This is a genomic window from Pseudoselenomonas ruminantium (genome assembly GCF_900113715.1).
Taxonomy (GTDB): domain Bacteria; phylum Bacillota; class Negativicutes; order Selenomonadales; family Selenomonadaceae; genus Selenomonas_A; species Selenomonas_A caprae.
In genome coordinates this window covers 43,150-59,175 of sequence record NZ_FOQK01000001.1, presented here as the reverse complement: position 1 = coordinate 59,175, position 16,026 = coordinate 43,150, and the positions used below count along the sequence as shown (strand labels likewise).

General features: G+C 56.0%; 17 protein-coding genes. 1 reads left to right on the top strand and 16 read right to left on the bottom strand.

Going from position 1 to position 16,026, the window contains the following annotated elements; translation table 11 throughout:
* Nucleotides 1–4 precede the first annotated feature (4 nt).
* The 9 genes from BM181_RS00290 to pepT form a co-directional block, all read right to left on the bottom strand.
* Nucleotides 5–448 (bottom strand): FHA domain-containing protein, encoded by a 444-nt coding sequence (locus tag BM181_RS00290; RefSeq protein WP_371262998.1) that lies wholly within the window; start codon nucleotides 446–448, stop codon nucleotides 5–7.
* Nucleotides 449–458: 10 nt separating this feature from the next.
* The gene (locus BM181_RS00285; protein ID WP_075441366.1) at nucleotides 459–1,202 is read right to left on the bottom strand and encodes an FhaA domain-containing protein; all 744 of its coding nucleotides are present in this window, start codon (nucleotides 1,200–1,202) and stop codon (nucleotides 459–461) included.
* 92 nt (nucleotides 1,203–1,294) lie between these two features.
* On the bottom strand, nucleotides 1,295–2,338 hold the full coding sequence (rlmN, locus tag BM181_RS00280; RefSeq protein ID WP_173371100.1) for a dual-specificity RNA methyltransferase RlmN: 1,044 nt from the start codon (nucleotides 2,336–2,338) through the stop codon (nucleotides 1,295–1,297).
* Between the two features lie 13 nt (nucleotides 2,339–2,351).
* On the bottom strand, nucleotides 2,352–3,686 hold the full coding sequence (gene rsmB / locus BM181_RS00275; protein WP_075441364.1) for a 16S rRNA (cytosine(967)-C(5))-methyltransferase RsmB: 1,335 nt from the start codon (nucleotides 3,684–3,686) through the stop codon (nucleotides 2,352–2,354).
* The gene (locus BM181_RS00270) at nucleotides 3,687–4,487 is read right to left on the bottom strand and encodes a DUF116 domain-containing protein (protein WP_075441362.1); all 801 of its coding nucleotides are present in this window, start codon (nucleotides 4,485–4,487) and stop codon (nucleotides 3,687–3,689) included. It abuts the gene before it with no gap.
* Between the two features lie 52 nt (nucleotides 4,488–4,539).
* Entirely contained in the window at nucleotides 4,540–5,475 is a 936-nt protein-coding gene (gene fmt / locus BM181_RS00265) for a methionyl-tRNA formyltransferase (protein ID WP_075441360.1), read from the bottom strand.
* Nucleotides 5,472–5,939 (bottom strand): peptide deformylase, encoded by a 468-nt coding sequence (def, locus tag BM181_RS00260; protein WP_075441358.1) that lies wholly within the window; start codon nucleotides 5,937–5,939, stop codon nucleotides 5,472–5,474. Before def ends, fmt begins: the two co-directional genes overlap by 4 nt.
* A gap of 4 nt (nucleotides 5,940–5,943) precedes the next feature.
* On the bottom strand, nucleotides 5,944–6,798 hold the full coding sequence (locus tag BM181_RS00255) for an amidohydrolase family protein (protein ID WP_075441356.1): 855 nt from the start codon (nucleotides 6,796–6,798) through the stop codon (nucleotides 5,944–5,946).
* Between the two features lie 9 nt (nucleotides 6,799–6,807).
* Complete coding sequence (gene pepT / locus BM181_RS00250) at nucleotides 6,808–8,058, bottom strand: peptidase T (RefSeq protein WP_075441354.1); 1,251 nt, start codon at nucleotides 8,056–8,058, stop codon at nucleotides 6,808–6,810.
* 157 nt (nucleotides 8,059–8,215) lie between these two features.
* Between pepT and BM181_RS00245 the strand changes: the two genes are divergently transcribed.
* Nucleotides 8,216–8,500, top strand: a complete 285-nt coding sequence (locus BM181_RS00245; RefSeq protein ID WP_075441352.1) for a hypothetical protein — start codon at nucleotides 8,216–8,218, stop codon at nucleotides 8,498–8,500.
* Nucleotides 8,501–8,573: 73 nt separating this feature from the next.
* On the opposite strand, the gene BM181_RS00240 is transcribed toward BM181_RS00245, so the two are convergent.
* From BM181_RS00240 to pth, 7 genes are all read right to left on the bottom strand, one after another.
* The gene (locus BM181_RS00240; RefSeq protein ID WP_256211221.1) at nucleotides 8,574–10,856 is read right to left on the bottom strand and encodes a molybdopterin oxidoreductase family protein; all 2,283 of its coding nucleotides are present in this window, start codon (nucleotides 10,854–10,856) and stop codon (nucleotides 8,574–8,576) included.
* A 9-nt stretch (nucleotides 10,857–10,865) separates the two neighbouring features.
* Nucleotides 10,866–11,411 (bottom strand): cytochrome c3 family protein, encoded by a 546-nt coding sequence (locus BM181_RS00235; RefSeq protein WP_075441348.1) that lies wholly within the window; start codon nucleotides 11,409–11,411, stop codon nucleotides 10,866–10,868.
* 1 nt (nucleotide 11,412) lies between these two features.
* Entirely contained in the window at nucleotides 11,413–12,183 is a 771-nt protein-coding gene (locus tag BM181_RS00230) for a 4Fe-4S binding protein (protein WP_075441346.1), read from the bottom strand.
* Nucleotides 12,180–12,743, bottom strand: a complete 564-nt coding sequence (locus BM181_RS00225) for a 4Fe-4S dicluster domain-containing protein (protein ID WP_256211220.1) — start codon at nucleotides 12,741–12,743, stop codon at nucleotides 12,180–12,182. The genes BM181_RS00230 and BM181_RS00225 overlap by 4 nt, the downstream gene beginning before the upstream one ends.
* 219 nt (nucleotides 12,744–12,962) lie before the next feature.
* Nucleotides 12,963–14,117 (bottom strand): N-acetylglucosamine-6-phosphate deacetylase, encoded by a 1,155-nt coding sequence (gene nagA / locus BM181_RS00220; protein ID WP_075441342.1) that lies wholly within the window; start codon nucleotides 14,115–14,117, stop codon nucleotides 12,963–12,965.
* 4 nt (nucleotides 14,118–14,121) lie between these two features.
* Nucleotides 14,122–15,363: a radical SAM family protein gene (locus BM181_RS00215; protein ID WP_075441340.1), complete on the bottom strand. Its 1,242-nt coding sequence runs from the start codon at nucleotides 15,361–15,363 to the stop codon at nucleotides 14,122–14,124.
* Nucleotides 15,356–15,982, bottom strand: coding sequence for an aminoacyl-tRNA hydrolase (gene pth, locus BM181_RS00210; RefSeq protein WP_075441338.1), 627 nt, complete (start codon nucleotides 15,980–15,982; stop codon nucleotides 15,356–15,358). Before pth ends, BM181_RS00215 begins: the two co-directional genes overlap by 8 nt.
* Between the last annotated feature and the right edge of the window lie 44 nt (nucleotides 15,983–16,026).

Below are 16,026 nucleotides of genomic sequence, written 5' to 3'. Positions count from 1 at the left end.
CAGCTCACCTCTCGAATCTCAATGCGACCATGCCAATACGGACAATGTCGCCTGGCTTGATATAAGCCCTGCCTTCCAGCACTTGATCATTCACATACGTGTGATTCATGCTGCCCAGGTCTTCAACGACATACTGATTGCCATGCTGATAGATGACCGCATGATGATGCGACACAAATCCCTCAGGGATCACGATATCGTTATCCTCTCCACGGCCGATGGCAATCTGCTCCTGGAAAGCAAACCGCCTGCCAGCAAGATTTTCTTCCTCAGCCTCCAGCACGGAAAGCACAGCTTCATTCTGGCTGGTCTCCGGCCGCCGCTGCTGCCTGCTCTCCTTGCGGATTTCCATAAACATACGCCGTGTGAGCTTCGTGGCAAACCACAGCAGCCATAGCAGCATGCCATATTCGAGTATCACGCGGACACCCTTCAAAATCATCGCCATTGCCGGCAATTCAAATCACCTCATATACTAAAACCGTGGAACCTGCCTTGATCTTATCGCCCGCTTGCAGACAATGCGTATCCACGCGCTTGCCATTCACAAACGTGCCATTCGTACTCTGTGCATCGTGCAGGATATGACGATGCTCCTCATATGTGATCCAGGCATGAAGCCGCGATGCTTTCGTATCGGTCAGGATAAATTCATTTTTGTCCCGGCGGCCGATATAGATCTTCTTCTCACCAAATTCCAGATAAGCATCCTTATCCGGCCCCTCCAGTACCGTCAGCGATACCGTCTTGTACTCACGGGGAAGATTCAATGGCGTGCTGGCCAAAAGAGCAGACCGCTCCAAGACGATCGTATTGGCTGCCGCCTCAGACTGCTGGGGCGTCGGCAGCTCCTCATAGGAGGATTCAAGCGTGTAGGTTCCAATGCCCCGCGCCTTATCCTGCCGGCACTCGATCCGCAATTGACCTGTCATGCGATAATTCTGCAGGATCACCTGTTTCTCCACCGCAGCATACAAGGTGTCGATGACACGCTGGGCACAGAACCGCTGGTAATCATCGCCAGCTAAAGTGAATGCATAGCAGTTCGGCACTTGATGCATGGCCTTGCCACGCCCCTGCCGCGCCACTTCTTTTTCGATTCCCTTGATCAGCTCAACCAATTCCAGGCTGCTGCTGAACCTTTTGTTGAAAAATCCTTCGATATGGTTTTCGAGGAACGATTCCAGCTTGCCGATTCCCATAAAACAGACCTCCTTTTCCTGTCTGTTTTCCTTTTTGTCCATTATAGCAGAAAGCCTCCGCCATGCCTAGGCTGCACGCCTCCAGACACCCTTCAGTCTTGCAGATGCTTGTTGCGCAGCTGCCCACAGGCAGCCTGAATGTCAGTTCCCATCTCGCGGCGAACCGTAACGTTCACATGATGATCGGCCAGATATTTCTCAAACCAATCGATGCGTGCCTTCGAGGGCCGCAGCAGATTGCGCTCAACTACGGGGTTGATGGGGATGAGATTGACACTGGCCAGCTGCCCCTTCAGCAAGGCGGATAGCTCCCGTGCCTGCTGCTCACCGTCATTGAGCTGATCGATGAGGATATACTCATAGGTCACACGCCGCTTCGTCGTATCGGCATAATGCTTGGCCGCCGCTATGACATCCGCCAAAGGATACTTGCGGTTGATCGGCATGATCTGCGAACGCAGCTCCTGATTGGGCGCATGCAGCGATACCGACAACGATATCGGCATCCCCTCCTCCGCCAGCTTATACATATGCGGCACGATGCCCGAGGTCGACAGCGTGATGTTGCGATACCCCATGCCCAGCGTATAATCCTCATGGATCAGCCGCAGAAACGCAATGACGTTCTCATAGTTCATCAGTGGTTCTCCCGAGCCCATGATGACCATCGTATCGACCTTCGCTCCATTCTCTTCCTCACGCAGCATATCGTTGATGGTTACAGCCTGGGCAAGGATCTCTCCCTTCGTGAGATCACGGGCCATGCCGTGCAGCGTCGACGCACAGAATGCACAGCCCATATTGCAGCCAGCCTGGGTCGACACACAGATGCTATTGCCATACGGCTGCCGCATCAGCACGGTCTCGACTGCCGTTCCATCTGCATATTCCAGCAGGAACTTCGTCGTGCGTTCATCCTTGGAATCCAGACGATCCTTGATGCGCGGGCGGCCGATATTCAGCTGCTTTGCCAGTTCCTCGCGCAGAGACTTGGAAAGATTCGTCATCGCTGCAAAATCTTTCGCCCCACGCTGGTACATCCACTCCGCAATCTGCTTGGCACGGAATTTCTGAACCCTATATGGCGCCAGCACTTCCTGCAGCTCTGCCAGTGTCATTCCAAATATATCTTTCACGTTTCTTTCCTTTCTAGCCGCTGCGCCGCATGCGCGCGATAAAGAACCCATCGGTGCCGTCATGCTGCGGGTAAAGCTGCACCATCTTTTCCTGCCGCTTCTGGCCTGGCAGGAAACTTCCTGTATCCTCCAGCACAAACCCTGGCTGTTCCGCTAGGAAAGCCTTGACTACGTCCTGATTTTCTGCCGCCTCGATCGTACAGGTACTATAAACCAGCACGCCGCCCTTCTTCACGGCCTTGGCTGCACTCTTGAGGATTTCCAGCTGCAGCGCCGGCAGGGCATCGATCTCAGCCGCCGTCTTGTTCCAGCGTGCATCGGGCTTGCGGCGCAGTACCCCCAGTCCCGAGCACGGTGCATCGACAAGCACGCGGTCTGCCTGGTCAGGATAAGCGTCGCCTACCTGGCGCGCATCGAGCAGCTGCGTCTCGACGATGTGGATGCCCAGGCGCTCTGTGTTCTCCTTGATGCGCTCGAGCTTATGCTCGTAGACATCACCAGCCACAATACGCCCCTTATCCTGCATCAGTGCTGCCATATGCGTCGTTTTACCGCCGGGTGCACTGCAGCAGTCGATGATGAACTCTCCCGGCTGCGGATCGACGACATGCGCCACCAGCATCGAGCTCTCATCCTGCACTTGGCAGAGGCCCTGCTGCAGCGGCGTCAATGCATCCAAGGCACCATGACGCGTAATGCGTACGCCTTCTGGCGTCCACGCCGAGATCTCCGTCTCAGCTCCCTGTTCAGCCAGCTTGGCAAGCAGCTCCTGGCGGTCTGTCTTCAACGTATTCGTGCGCACGGAAAGAGTCGGCTCCCCGTTATTGAAGGCACAGAGATCACGCGCCTCATGGAAACCGAATTCTTTGACCCAGCGCTTGACGAGCCAGTATGGATGCTGGCTTTTCAGCGCCAGCTCCTCGACACCATGCCCCTTGCCGCTGGGGAATGCCGCTTTCTCCGGCTGCCGCACAGCCGTCCGCAGTACCGCATTGACGAACTTCGCCGTCCCCGCATTGCTGTATTTCTTGGCCAGATCGACGGCCGTATTGCAAGCAGCCGAAGCCGGCACCTTATCGAGGTAGAACAGCTGATAGATGCCGAGCCGCAGGATATCGCGCACCATGGGCTCGATCTTCCTGAGCGGACGGTCCACGTAACGGCGCAGGATCCAATCCAGCGTATCACCAGCCTTTACGGCACCATATACAAGTTCCGTCACAAAGCGGCGGTCACGGTCCTCAAGGCCAGCGCGGCGCAGCTCCCTGACTAACGCCACATTCGCATATGCACCCTTCTCATGCACTTCATTCAAGATTTTTACCGCGGTGTCACGCGCTTTGTCCATTTATTTCTCCTTCGGTATGATAATCTTCTCCAGCTGGGCCTTCACTTCGTCGATGTCCACATGGGTGTTATAGCACGGCCCGTTCGGTCGGATGTTGAGCACCCCCACCGCTGGCAGCGGATAGACATCCTGTATGCCGCTCATGAGATCGCGCTCACAGGCAATCGCCAGCACAGCCTTAGGCCGTGTCTGATAGACAATCTGCCGGGCCAGTGTGCCCCCCGTCGCCACGAAAAAGTGAAAGCCCATTTCCTCAGCCAGCGTCACGAGCGCACCGATGTCACAACCACCACAGCGCTTGCAGTTATTCGGGTCACGCGTGATCTTATGCGGACAGGTCGCCAGCTGCAGGCAGTGCGGCGTAACCACGAGCAGCCGGTCAGCTGGCACGCGGATTCCCATGCGGCCAAACATCAGGTTGCTCGTCGCGATGAATGAGCCCTCGAGCTTCCGCCGCCCAATGCCAAACGGCTTTGCCAGCCGCACAGCAACGGGAAAAAGCAGATTGATGAGCTCATAGGTCTGGCGCTGCAGCACTGGCAGATACGGCAGGTCCATCACGGCCAGCACCATATTGGCTATGCCCAGCAAGGAAACTGCCACCATAGCACCAAAGATGACACCGGCCACCATTGGCAGCACCGCAGCGATATTGGAAAGACCCGGCGACGCGATATACCAGATGCCATAGAGCACGGCAGCTGTCAAAAGCACAGTCAGCGACAGCATCGCCAGAAACAAGCGTTTCTTCGGCCGTCCGGGAATCACGATTTTCTTCTTATTCATGGATTGATCTGCCATTGTCAACCTCCAACAAATCTCACCTTTCTCGCATCTTGCTTCTCAAAATCCCTCAGGCAAATGCCGCCGGCAGGCTGATGCCATGGCCATTCAAGTAATCGGCTGCACGCATCTTCTTCTTCCCCGGTGCCTGCAGTTCCAGGATCTCCAGCAGTTCATCGCCAGCAGCTACCAGAAGTCCTTCCTTCTTGTCCGCTTTGACGACCGTCCCCGGAACGGCTTCAGTCTTGCAGCCCGTTTTCTTCGTCAGCCAGATCTTATACTTCTTGCCATCCAGCTCCGTGAATGCCCCCGGCCACGAATTCAGGCCGCGCACGAGATTATGGACCTGCTGCGCTGGCTTTGACCAGTCAATATGCCCGGTCTCCTTCGTGAGCATCGGCGCATAGTTCGACTCACCAGTCTGCGGCGTACGCGTAAGCGTCCCCTCGGACAGCTGCTCCAGCGTCGTCATGAGCACATCCGCCCCCATCGCCATCAGGCCGTCATGGACTGCTTCCAGCGTCATATCCGGACCAATCGGCAGTTCTTGTTTGAGCAGCATATCGCCCGTATCAAGGCCAGCATCCATGAACATCGTCGTTACGCCGGTCTTGACCTCACCATTGATGACACACCACTGCATCGGTGCTGCCCCACGGTAGCGCGGCAGCAGCGATGCATGCACATTGATGCAGCCATAGGGCGGGATATCCAGGATGCGCTGCGACAGGATCTGGCCAAAAGCCACGACGACCATCAGATCCGGCTTGAGCTCCTCGAGCTTGGCCGTGAACTCCTCTGTCTTGATCTTTTCCGGCTGATAGACCGGCAGCTCATGTTCTACCGCCCAAGCCTTGACCGGTGACGGCATCAGCTTCTGCCCGCGGCCACGTGGCTTATCCGGCTGCGTGATGACACCGATGACTTCGCACTGCTCATGCAGGGCAGCCAGGCACGGCACGGCAAACTCCGGCGTCCCCATAAAGATTACACGGAACTTCTTCATTCCTGATTCCCCCTGCGGATGCTTTTTGCCACATCAATGAACAGCTGCCCCTCCAGATGATCCAGCTCATGCTGGATGCAGCGTGCGAGCAGCCCCGTTGCCGTCAAATGCTGTTTCTTGCCCCGGCGGTTCAGGAACTCTACCTTGACCTTGGCCGAGCGCTCGACCTCACCGAAGATATTCGGTACCGAAAGACAGCCTTCCGTATCCAGCGCCGTTCCCTCACGGAACGTGATGACCGGATTAATGAGCTCGATGAGGCCATGGTCATCCTGGCAGTCGATGACGACAAGCCGGATAGACTTGCCGATCTGCGGTGCGGCCAGGCCCACACCATCGTTCTGATACATGGTTTCAGCCATGTCATCCATCAGTTTCTTCAGCTGCTTGTCAATCTTCTCGACTGGCGCACAGACTTCCTTCAAGACCGGATCGCCGGCCTTCTTTATCTCTAATAATGCCATTCCATTACTCCTTCACTTGATATCGATTTATGGTATTCTCTTCCGTCAACTGCAGATGATAGACACGCTGGGCATTTGCAGCGAACACGGCCTCCCAATGCCCGGCGGGGATGATTTCCTTGGTGAACTTGATATAGTCACCAAGATTTGCCAAGGGCCAATCCGTACCGAACAAGAACCGGTCATAACTGTCCAGGTATTCCAGCCATCCCTTCATACGGTCGATATAGAAATGCTTCTTCTGCAGGAATGCCGCAAAATCGGGGATCTTAGCCGTAAGTATCCCCGACAGGTCAGCCACGACATTGGGATTCTTCTCAATCACCGCCGCTGCATCCTCAAACCACGGCTCGCCAAAGTGGCACATGACAAACTGCACCCCGCGGAATTTCGTGGCCGCCTCATCCATGACCAGCGGGTGGCTGTACTTGAGCAGCGCGTCGTTTGATGCCGTAAGCCCCATATGGACAGCCACGGGCTTATCATACTTCTCCGCTAACTCGTAAAAGGGCTCCAGGCAGTCATCATAGATATAGAAATAATTGTAGCCTGGATACAATTTGAGCCCCACACACTGTGGATTCTGGAAGTGCTGCCTCACCAGCGCCGCCTGGGCCTTGATTGTTTCACGGTCAAAGCCCGTGCGGCTGTCAATGCCCACACAATAACTCATGAAGCGCGGGTACTGCGGCGCCGTATTCTCCAGCGGCAGATTGCCCATGATGATGCCATGCACCATGCCTCGGGCGCGGTACTGCTCTGCCAAATGCTCTGCATTGTTCTCGTGGCCCGCCGCCTTGGCGATCTCATCGAAATAGGCGTCCGCCCCCATATGCAGATGCGCGTCAATGATCTTCATCGCTATCCCTTATTTCTTCAACGCTGCCGCTCCCACCGCGATGCCGAGAACCGTCTCCCCGGCTTTCTTGAGGGATTCGAGCGGCAGATACTCAAACCGGCCGTGGAAGTTGGCCCCGCCCGTAAAGATATTCGGGCATGGCAGTCCCATGAAGGACAAGCGCGCACCATCCGTGCCACCACGGATTGGCTGCACATCCGGCGTAACGCCGCAGCCTTCCATGGCCTGCTTGGCCAATTCCACCACATACATATTGCCATCCGCGATTTTCTCGAGCATGTTGTAATAGACATCATGCGGCGTGATCTCTACTGTGCCCTCACCATACTTGGCATTGAGGAAATCGGCAATCGTCTGCAGCATGGCCTTGCGGGCCTCAAACTTCTGACGGTCATGGTCGCGGATCAGCATATGCATCGTGCACTTCTCCACACCGCCCTCGAGCTTGTGTACCTGATAGAAGCCTTCATAGCCTTCCGTATACTCCGGCTTCTCCCCGGCTGGCAGCATCTGCTGCCACTCAGCGGCCACGCTAAGCGCATTGATCATCTTTCCTTTGGCACTGCCCGTATGCATGCTGCGGCCATGGAACGTGATAGTCGGATTCGCCGCATTGAAGTTCTCATATTCCAGTCCGCCAAGCTCGCCACCATCAATCGTATAGGCAAAATCAGCCGCAAACTTCTTAACATCGAAGCGGTCGGCACTGCGTCCCACCTCCTCATCGGGCGTGAAGCCGACGCGGATCTTACCATGCTTGATTTCCGGATGTTTGACAAGATATTCCATAGCACTCACGATAGCCGTGACGCCAGCCTTGTCATCAGCGCCCAAAAGCGTCGTGCCATCGGTGAACATGATGTCCTGGCCCTTGTACTTGAGCACCTCGGGGAAATCCTTCGTCGAAAAAACAATCGGACCATTCTCGTTGAGCACGACATCCTTGCCATCATAATCCTTGACGATCTGCGGTTTGATGTCCGCCCCAGAGGCATCAGGACTCGTATCCACATGCGCGATGAAGCCGACGACCGGCGCCTCCGTGACGCCATTTGCTGGCAGGGTTGCCATGACATAGCCATGGTTATCAAGCTCGACCTCCGTAAGGCCGATTTCCTTCAATTCTTCGGCGAGATGTTTGGCCAGTACCAACTGTCCCGGCGTACTCGGGCAGACCTTATCATTTTCTTCGTCAGACTGCGTATCAAAGCTGATATAGTCCTTAAAACGTTTTACTAATACATCCATTTCCAGTTCCATGGATAAAACACCTCGATCAATATTTCTATTTATACATCATTACATTATAGCAAAGTTCCCCAGGAAAGTCCAAACTCGTGCTATGGTAATTGCATCCCCAAAGATGATATAATCAGAAAAGAACCGCTAACCATTCCAACATAAGGGAGGAACTATCATGAATGTCAAGAACAGACTGCAAACCATGCCGCTCGGCTGGCCACTAGCCTTGGCCTCAGCCGGCACCATCGCCACCATCTTCGCCGGGAAGAAACTGCATGTCGCTTTCGGCGCAGCTTGGGGAATCCTCTCCGTCTGGCACACTTGCCAGCATTATGGGAAGATGAAACATGACCTCCAGAAAGCACAGGACTACCTGCGCACAGGCATCGCTCCCAAAGGGCAGCGCCCCGATGCCTACACGCTGGCTCTGGCCAGATATGCCAATCACCAGAAACGCTGACAAAAAATATAGAGCCGCTTGCCAAAACAAGCGGCTCTATATTTTTTATCCCATCAAACAAGATGCCTCTTCTTCAGGCTTGATGCTTCTGCAGTCTCACAGCACAGACCTTATACTCAGGCTGCTTGGATGCCGCATCAAAGGCATCGAGCAGCACACGGTTGATCATGCGCTCCTTGACCTGATCGTGGAACGGCACATAGACCAGGCCCTTGCGCGGGCGGCCACGACCGTTGAGATGCGCCTTGAGCGTACAAGTCGCACGGCGTGAAATCACATCCACCTCATCGCCATCTGCAATCCCCAGACCAGCTGCATCCTCCGGATGGATCTCGACATACATCTCCCCGACAACATTCTTGAGCTCCGGCACATTGAAGGTCATGGTTCCCGTATGCCAATGCTCCAGGATACGTCCCGTCGTCAGATAGAACGGGTACTCCGCATCCGGATTCTCCTGCGGGTCGACCTGCGGCCGTGCCCAGATGACTGCGCGCCCGTTCGGACGGCCGTAGAATTCGATGCCATCCGGCGCATCCTCCTTGACGTACGGATCCCAAGGACGTGCGTAACGGATATACGTCTCTGGCTTGTCATCCCCCGGCACTGGCCAGGTAAGGCCATGCTCCTTGCGCAGGCGGTCATACGAAGCCAGCTGCATCGCTGTACCTTCCTGGCATTTCTGATATTCTTTCCAGACATCTTCTGGGGTCTGGAACGGGACAAGCTCCTCATAGCCGAGGCGCTTTGCCACCTCGATGAGGACTTCCAGATCCGGCTTGGCCTCCCCCGGCGGATCGATTGCCTTCGCCAGATGCTGCGTGCGGCGCTCACCATTTCCATAGACGCCTTCTTTCTCCATCCACAAGGCAGCAGGCAGGACAACGTCAGCCAGCTCGGACGTGCGCGTTGGATGATACGCCTCCGAAACGACCATGAACGTCTTCTCCATGCCCGGACGGTAATATTCAAGATTCGGCAGCGACTGTCCAGGATTCGTGCACATGACCCAAAGGAACTTGAGCTTGCCTTCGACAGCAGCCTTGAACATCGCCAGCGTATGATAACCAGGCTTGCTCGGCATCCGCGCAGGATCTATGCCCCAAATCTTCGCCAGCTCTTCGCGATGCTTTGCATTTGCCACCAGGCGGTGTGCTGGCAGGATATGAGAAAGACCACCCGTCTCGCGGACAGAGCCGCAGGCACTTGGCTGGCCAGTCAGCGAGAAGGACGAATTGCCTGGTGAGCAGATCTTGCCCGTCAGCAGGTGCAGGTTGTGGACAAGGTTGTTGACCCAGACGCCGCGTGTGCGCTGGTTGAGTCCCATGCACCAAAGCGACATGGTCTTGCGCCCCGGAGCAGCAAACAATCTTGCTACCTCGCGGATAGTCTGTGCGGGGATCCCCGAAACCGCCTCGACCTTCTCCGGCGTGTAATCCTGCAGGAAGGCCTTATACGCATCAAAGGACAGCTTATCCGTCCCCTTCATGAATTCCGTATGACGGTCGATGAAGCCCTGATTGATCAGATTCTCCTCGATGATGACCTGGGCCATCGAGTTCAGCAGGGCCAGATCACGGCCTGGAATGAATTCCAGATAGTAATCGGCGATATCGCCCGTGCGCGTCTTGCGCGGGTCTGCCACGATGACCTTGACATCGGGGTTGGAATTCTTGCGGTCGATCAGGCGCGAGAACAGCACTGGATGCGCCTCGGCCGGATTGGCACCAATGATGAAGAATGTATCGGCCTCCTCGATATCGGCATAGGTGCCCGACGGTTCATCCTCACCAAACGAAGTCATGAAACCTGCGACAGCCGACGCCATGCAGGTACGCGGATTGCCATCGATGTTGTTCGTACCGATGCCCGCACGGATGACCTTCTGCGCTACATAAGTCTCCTCGGCAAACGTCTGCCCCGAACCGTAGAAACCGATGGAATCCGGGCCATACTGGTCAACCGACTCCTTGATCTTGGAGACGATGAGGTCAAGGGCTTCATCCCAGGAAGCCTCGACGAACTCGCCATTCTTCTTGATCAATGGATGCAGCACGCGGTCTTTCGTGTTTATGATCTTCGGCAGCAGTATGCCTTTGACACAAAGACGTCCCTTGTTGACCGCGCAATCCGGATCGCCTTTTACGGCCACGATCTTATTGCCCTTGACACCAGCCAGCACACCGCAGCCAGTACCGCAGTAACGGCAGACGCCCTTCACCCATTTCTCGGCATCTTCGGCCCCCTTGGGGCCATTCTGTGTATCGCGGTCTTTCGAGGTACATCCGGCTGTAAGCATGGCACAGGAAACGGCCATCGCCTTCAGGAAATTTCTACGCGTTATCGATTTCATCATTATGCCTCCTTACAGCTTGCCCATATTATCCAGATGACAGGTATAGCAGCGCTCACGCCCTGGCACATCCATATTGACCTTATCATCGTGGACCACACCCGTATGGCAGGTCAGGCAGTTCATGCCATTCTCAAAGTGCTTGGCCGTATGCGGGTCTTTGTGTTTTGCCGCCACTTCGCTGTTCATGATCTTATCCTGATGGCAGATATAGCAGTTGACCTTCTTATGCGCATCGGTCATCTTGATCGGATCTGGCACCTGACCGGTCACATGCAGGAAAAGCTCCTGGGTGCCCTGCCACTTCGAGGCGATGGTGCCCTGAAGGCCCGGCTTCTCATGGCAGTCAGCACAGCCGACACCGGCCTTGGCATGGATCGAATGGTCATAGCTCTTCGCCATCGGCTCCATCTCGTGACAAGTCGTTGAACAGAACGACGTCGTATTCGTCGCTTCGATCATAACCGTCGACGCACCGAGCAGGACAATGCAGGCCAGGCCTGCGATAGCGATGTGTTTGAGCTTGAATTTCTTATCTGGCAATTCTGATAATTTCATCTTACTTTCCCTCCCCTAGAGTGTCTTTTCCCTTTCCACTCCATATAAACTTGATTGCATCCTTGTCACAGACATCCAAGCAGTCGCCACAGTTCGTGCATATATACGCTTCCTTCCAGCTGCTGCCCCCTGGGTATGTCCCCATCGAACATGCCGCCCGGCATCTGCCGCAGCGGACGCATTTGGCTGCATCGACCTGCAGGAACAAGCGGCGCTTGATTCCCAGCAATCCATACACCGCACCGAGCGGACAGATAGCCCGGCACCATATCTTCTGCCCCCAGCGCAATGCGCTGGCTGCTGCCACTGCCACCAGCAGCAGCTCAAGGCCCCAGCCGAACAACAACACACGCATCAGCGCAAAGACCGGCGACAGCGTGTTATTGACGGGAACCGCCAACAGCAGCGACAGCAGCAGCACCAGGATCAAGATAACGATGGGCAGTATCTTCAGCGTCAGCTGCCTGTCCTGCCTGCGCGGCAAAAGCTCCAGCAGGAAATTCAACGGACAGATATAGCTGCAGAATACGCGCCCCAAGAGCAGCGCCAGCACAACCAGCGGCAATGCCGACAGCCACAGGGCCGGCCAAAAGGCCCTGCCCGCCAGGGTGATCTCCAATACCGAAAGCGGATCGGTCAAACCGACCCCAAGGAAATCGGCCGATATATACGTCCCTATCCAAACCGTCCCCAGGAAATATACCGGCGGCAGCAGCCAGCCGATAGCTGCCAGCTGGATCAGGCGGCGAATGTACTTACGTTTATACTTCATAGCTTCGCCTCCTGTTCCCGCACCTTGACATGGACTGCCTTCGGATTGCCCAGACAGACATGTTCACACATGCCGCACCCGGTGCAGTAGTCCGGATCGATGACCGGGTACTTGAGCTTCTCGAGCTTGATTGCCTTGCCATATTGCGGGCAAGTGCGATAGCAGGTCTGGCAGTCATCATCGCGGCGCGCAATGCAGAGATCCTTGTCGATGACCGCAATGCCCATGCGCACCTCTTCCTTCGGAATTGTCTTCAATGCACCTGTACTGCAGACTTCAGTGCATTTCATACAAAGGTCGCAGGGATGTTCCAGCGGCGTCATATACGGTGTCCCCAGCGACAAAATGCCATCCTCCGCGTGTGCGATCTGAATGCAGCCCAGCGGGCATACCTCGGCGCATTTGCCGCAACGGGCACATTTGGCCAGGAACATCTCCTCATCCTCCGCCCCCGGCGGCCTGAGCCTGGGCGACGCTCTGCCCTTGCTGACGCCAAAGACCAAGCCGAGCAGTCCCGCACCTGCCGCCATTTTGATAAACGTGCGTCTCTCCATAGTCATCCTTCCCCATAATCCCCTGTCATTCTTGTTGCAGCGCAAATGGCCGCAGTTATTACTATAATTATAGCGGTTATTATCATTGTCTGATGTTGCCGCAGTCACGCGTCTGAAAATTTTGTGATAAAAATCAATCACTTGTCAGATTGCGCACTTTTTGCATAAAAAAAGAACTGCCGATTGCTCAACAGTTCTGTATCTCTTATGTGACGGCCGTCAGATTCAGTCCAACGACTTGCCGCCAATGATTGTCCGCTGGATACCGACCGCATCATCAAAAATCACGATGTCGGCCCGCTTGCCAACCGCCAGCGAGCCGAGCTCCTCATAAAGGCCCAATTCCTGTGCGGGGGTCTTCGTCACCATTTCGATGACCAGCGGCAGCGGCGCTCCTGTATTCTCCCAGAAGTGGGCCACGCACCGGTTCATCGTCGCCACACTGCCCGCGATTGTCCCATCGGCCAGCGTCGCCAGCTCACCTTTGACAAATACCGCCTGCCCGCCAAGCTCTGATGGCCCGTCGCCAATGCCGCAGGCCCGCAGCGAATCGGTGATCAGGATGATATGCCTGCCGCCCTTGGCCCGGTACAGCAGCCGCTGGGCGGCTGGATGCGCATGGACATTGTCGGCGATGATTTCACAGTTGGCCGCCGAATCCAGTGCCGCACCGACCACACCGGGGTTGCGATGATGAAACGGCGTCATCGCATTGTAGAGGTGCGTGATATGGTGGACGCCATGGTTTTCGATGGCATCCATCACAGTATCATAGTCAGCCGCCGTGTGGCCGATAGAGACTGTGATGCCTGCCTGCTCACAGGATGCAACAAAAGCAGGATCCGGCAGCTCCTCAGGTGCCAGTGTAATGATGCGCACAACATCCTGCCACGGCTCGACCAGCGAGAAATCCGCCTGGCGGATATTCTCTTCGGCCTGCGCCCCTTTCTTGGCCGGACTGATGAAGGGGCCCTCCATATGCGCACCAAGCACGCGCGCTCCCTCTGGCTGCTTCTGCATGCATTGGCGGATATGGGCAAACGCCGTTTCCACTTCCGTCCAGGCACAGGTCATCGTCGTCGGCAGGAAGCCCGTGACACCGGTCTTGGCCTGCAATCTTGCCATGCGCGGCAAGGCCTGCGCATCGTCGTCCATCGTATCCATCCCATCGCAGCCATGCACATGGACATTGAGGAAGCCCGGCGCTACATAGCCGCCCCCAGCATCGATAATGCTTTCTGCGGGCAGAGCTGCCGCTTCCTGCGCATCAACGATGTCTGCGATGCGCTCCCCCTCGCAAAGGATCGCCTTGTCCGTCACGATGGCAAAGTCCCCCTTGGCATCGGGCAGGATGAACCGGCCATTGATGATTGCAATCATAGCGTCAATCCTCCACATAGTGGCTGAAACTGCCGATGACCAGCTGCGGGAACTCCGCATGCAGCGTCTCGATGAATCTGCGCGTGCCCACGGCCTTGCCCTGCGGCTCCGGCATGATATCGAGGAACGCATCGGGATCGATATTGAGATTGCGCACCTGGATCATCTGCACAGGTAGCTCCCGGAAGAATTCCTGCCAAGCGGCAAGCTCTTCCTCACGGTCATTGAAGCCCGGGAAGTACAAGAGATTCAAGGATACATAGACACCTTTTTCCAGGGCATAGCGGATGGAGTCCTTGACGTTCTCCAGATGATAGCTGGCCCGGTAATAAGCATCATAACCTTCCTCACGCGCACTGATGATCGAGACGCGCAACGAATCGAGCCCGGCATCGACGATCTTCTTTACGCCCTCAGTCCAGCCGACATTCGAGTTCATGTTGATCTGCCCCTTGCTCGTCTTGGCACGGATCAGCTTGATGCCGGCTGCGATATTGTCAGCCGCCAACGACGGTTCGCCCTCGCACCCCTGGCCAAAACTGATGATGCCATCGGGAGCCACGCTCAGATGGTAGATGCCCACCTCGGCGATCTCCTCAGGCGTCGGCCGGAACTTGATGCGCTCCTGCGGCGAAGGACAGCACTCTGCCGGCTGCAGCGAAATACAGCCAAAGCAGTTGGCATTGCAGACTGGTGAGGTCGGGATGCCGCACTCCCAGCGGCGATAGAAGAGATTCTGTGCCGTGCAGCAATGCCAGTTGAGGGAGCAGCCGCCGACCTGCTCGACGATGCGGTTGCCCGGCAGATCTTTTTTCGTGCGCTTGACGAGATTCTTGAGTTCCTTCGTATTGTAGTGGACCGGATCCCACTTGTCGTTCTCATCGGTATAGACCGCCGCACAATAGAGCTCATCCTTGTAGACCACCACGGCCGTATAGCCATAGAGCGGCAGGCGCTCAGCCTCTTCGGCCCGCTCATAGGCGGGCATGTAAAGGCGCGTATAGCCGGCAGGCAGGATGGCCGCAACGGCCAGGCCGCTTATCGGCATGACCTCGCCATCTGCCGTGCAGCCCACAGCCAGGCGATCCGGCAGCAGCATGAGATCTGCACTCTCCGGCAGCGGAATCAGATCCTCAGGCTTCAGCAGGATATTCTCACGCCCCGTGCGCCCCATGCCCTGCATGCCTGGCGCATCGAGGATATTTCCCTCTTCATCGGCATAGACTGCCGTAATCCTCTCATGCATTGACTGCCTCTCCTTCCTGTTCCCCGCCGGCTGGTGCCGCCTTCTTTTTCTTCTGCTTCTTCGGGTTATACTGGTTCATCGCCATATCGACATCATCGCGCACGATGCATTCCACCGCGGGCAGCAGATAGGCGATGGCCTCACGGATCTTCGGCTCGTCCTCAGCCGTAAACGGTGCCAGTACATGATTGACCACCGTCCAGCCTGGCAGCGGACGACCAATGCCGATGCGCACGCGGGCAAAATGCTCATCCCCCACATGCGCGAGAATCGACTTGATGCCGTTATGGCCGCCTGCGCTGCCCTTCTTGCGGATGCGGATCATGCCAGCGGGGATGTCCATATCGTCATGGACGACGATGAGGTCTTCCAGCGCTGACTTGTAGAAATTCATCAACGGGCCAATAGCCTGTCCGCTCTCATTCATATAAGTCTGCGGCTTCACCAGCAGGATTTTCTCGGTACCGATCCGGGCCTCGCCGATCTTCGCGTCGAATCTATCCTTCCACTCCGTCACCCCCAGCTTTTCGGCCAGTGCATCGACAAGCATAAAACCGACATTATGCTTCGTCTTGGCATATTCACTGCCCGGATTTCCCAGGCCTGCAATTATCTTCATTCTGGTTTTCACTCCCATCAAAACTGTAACTCCCATTATAGTAA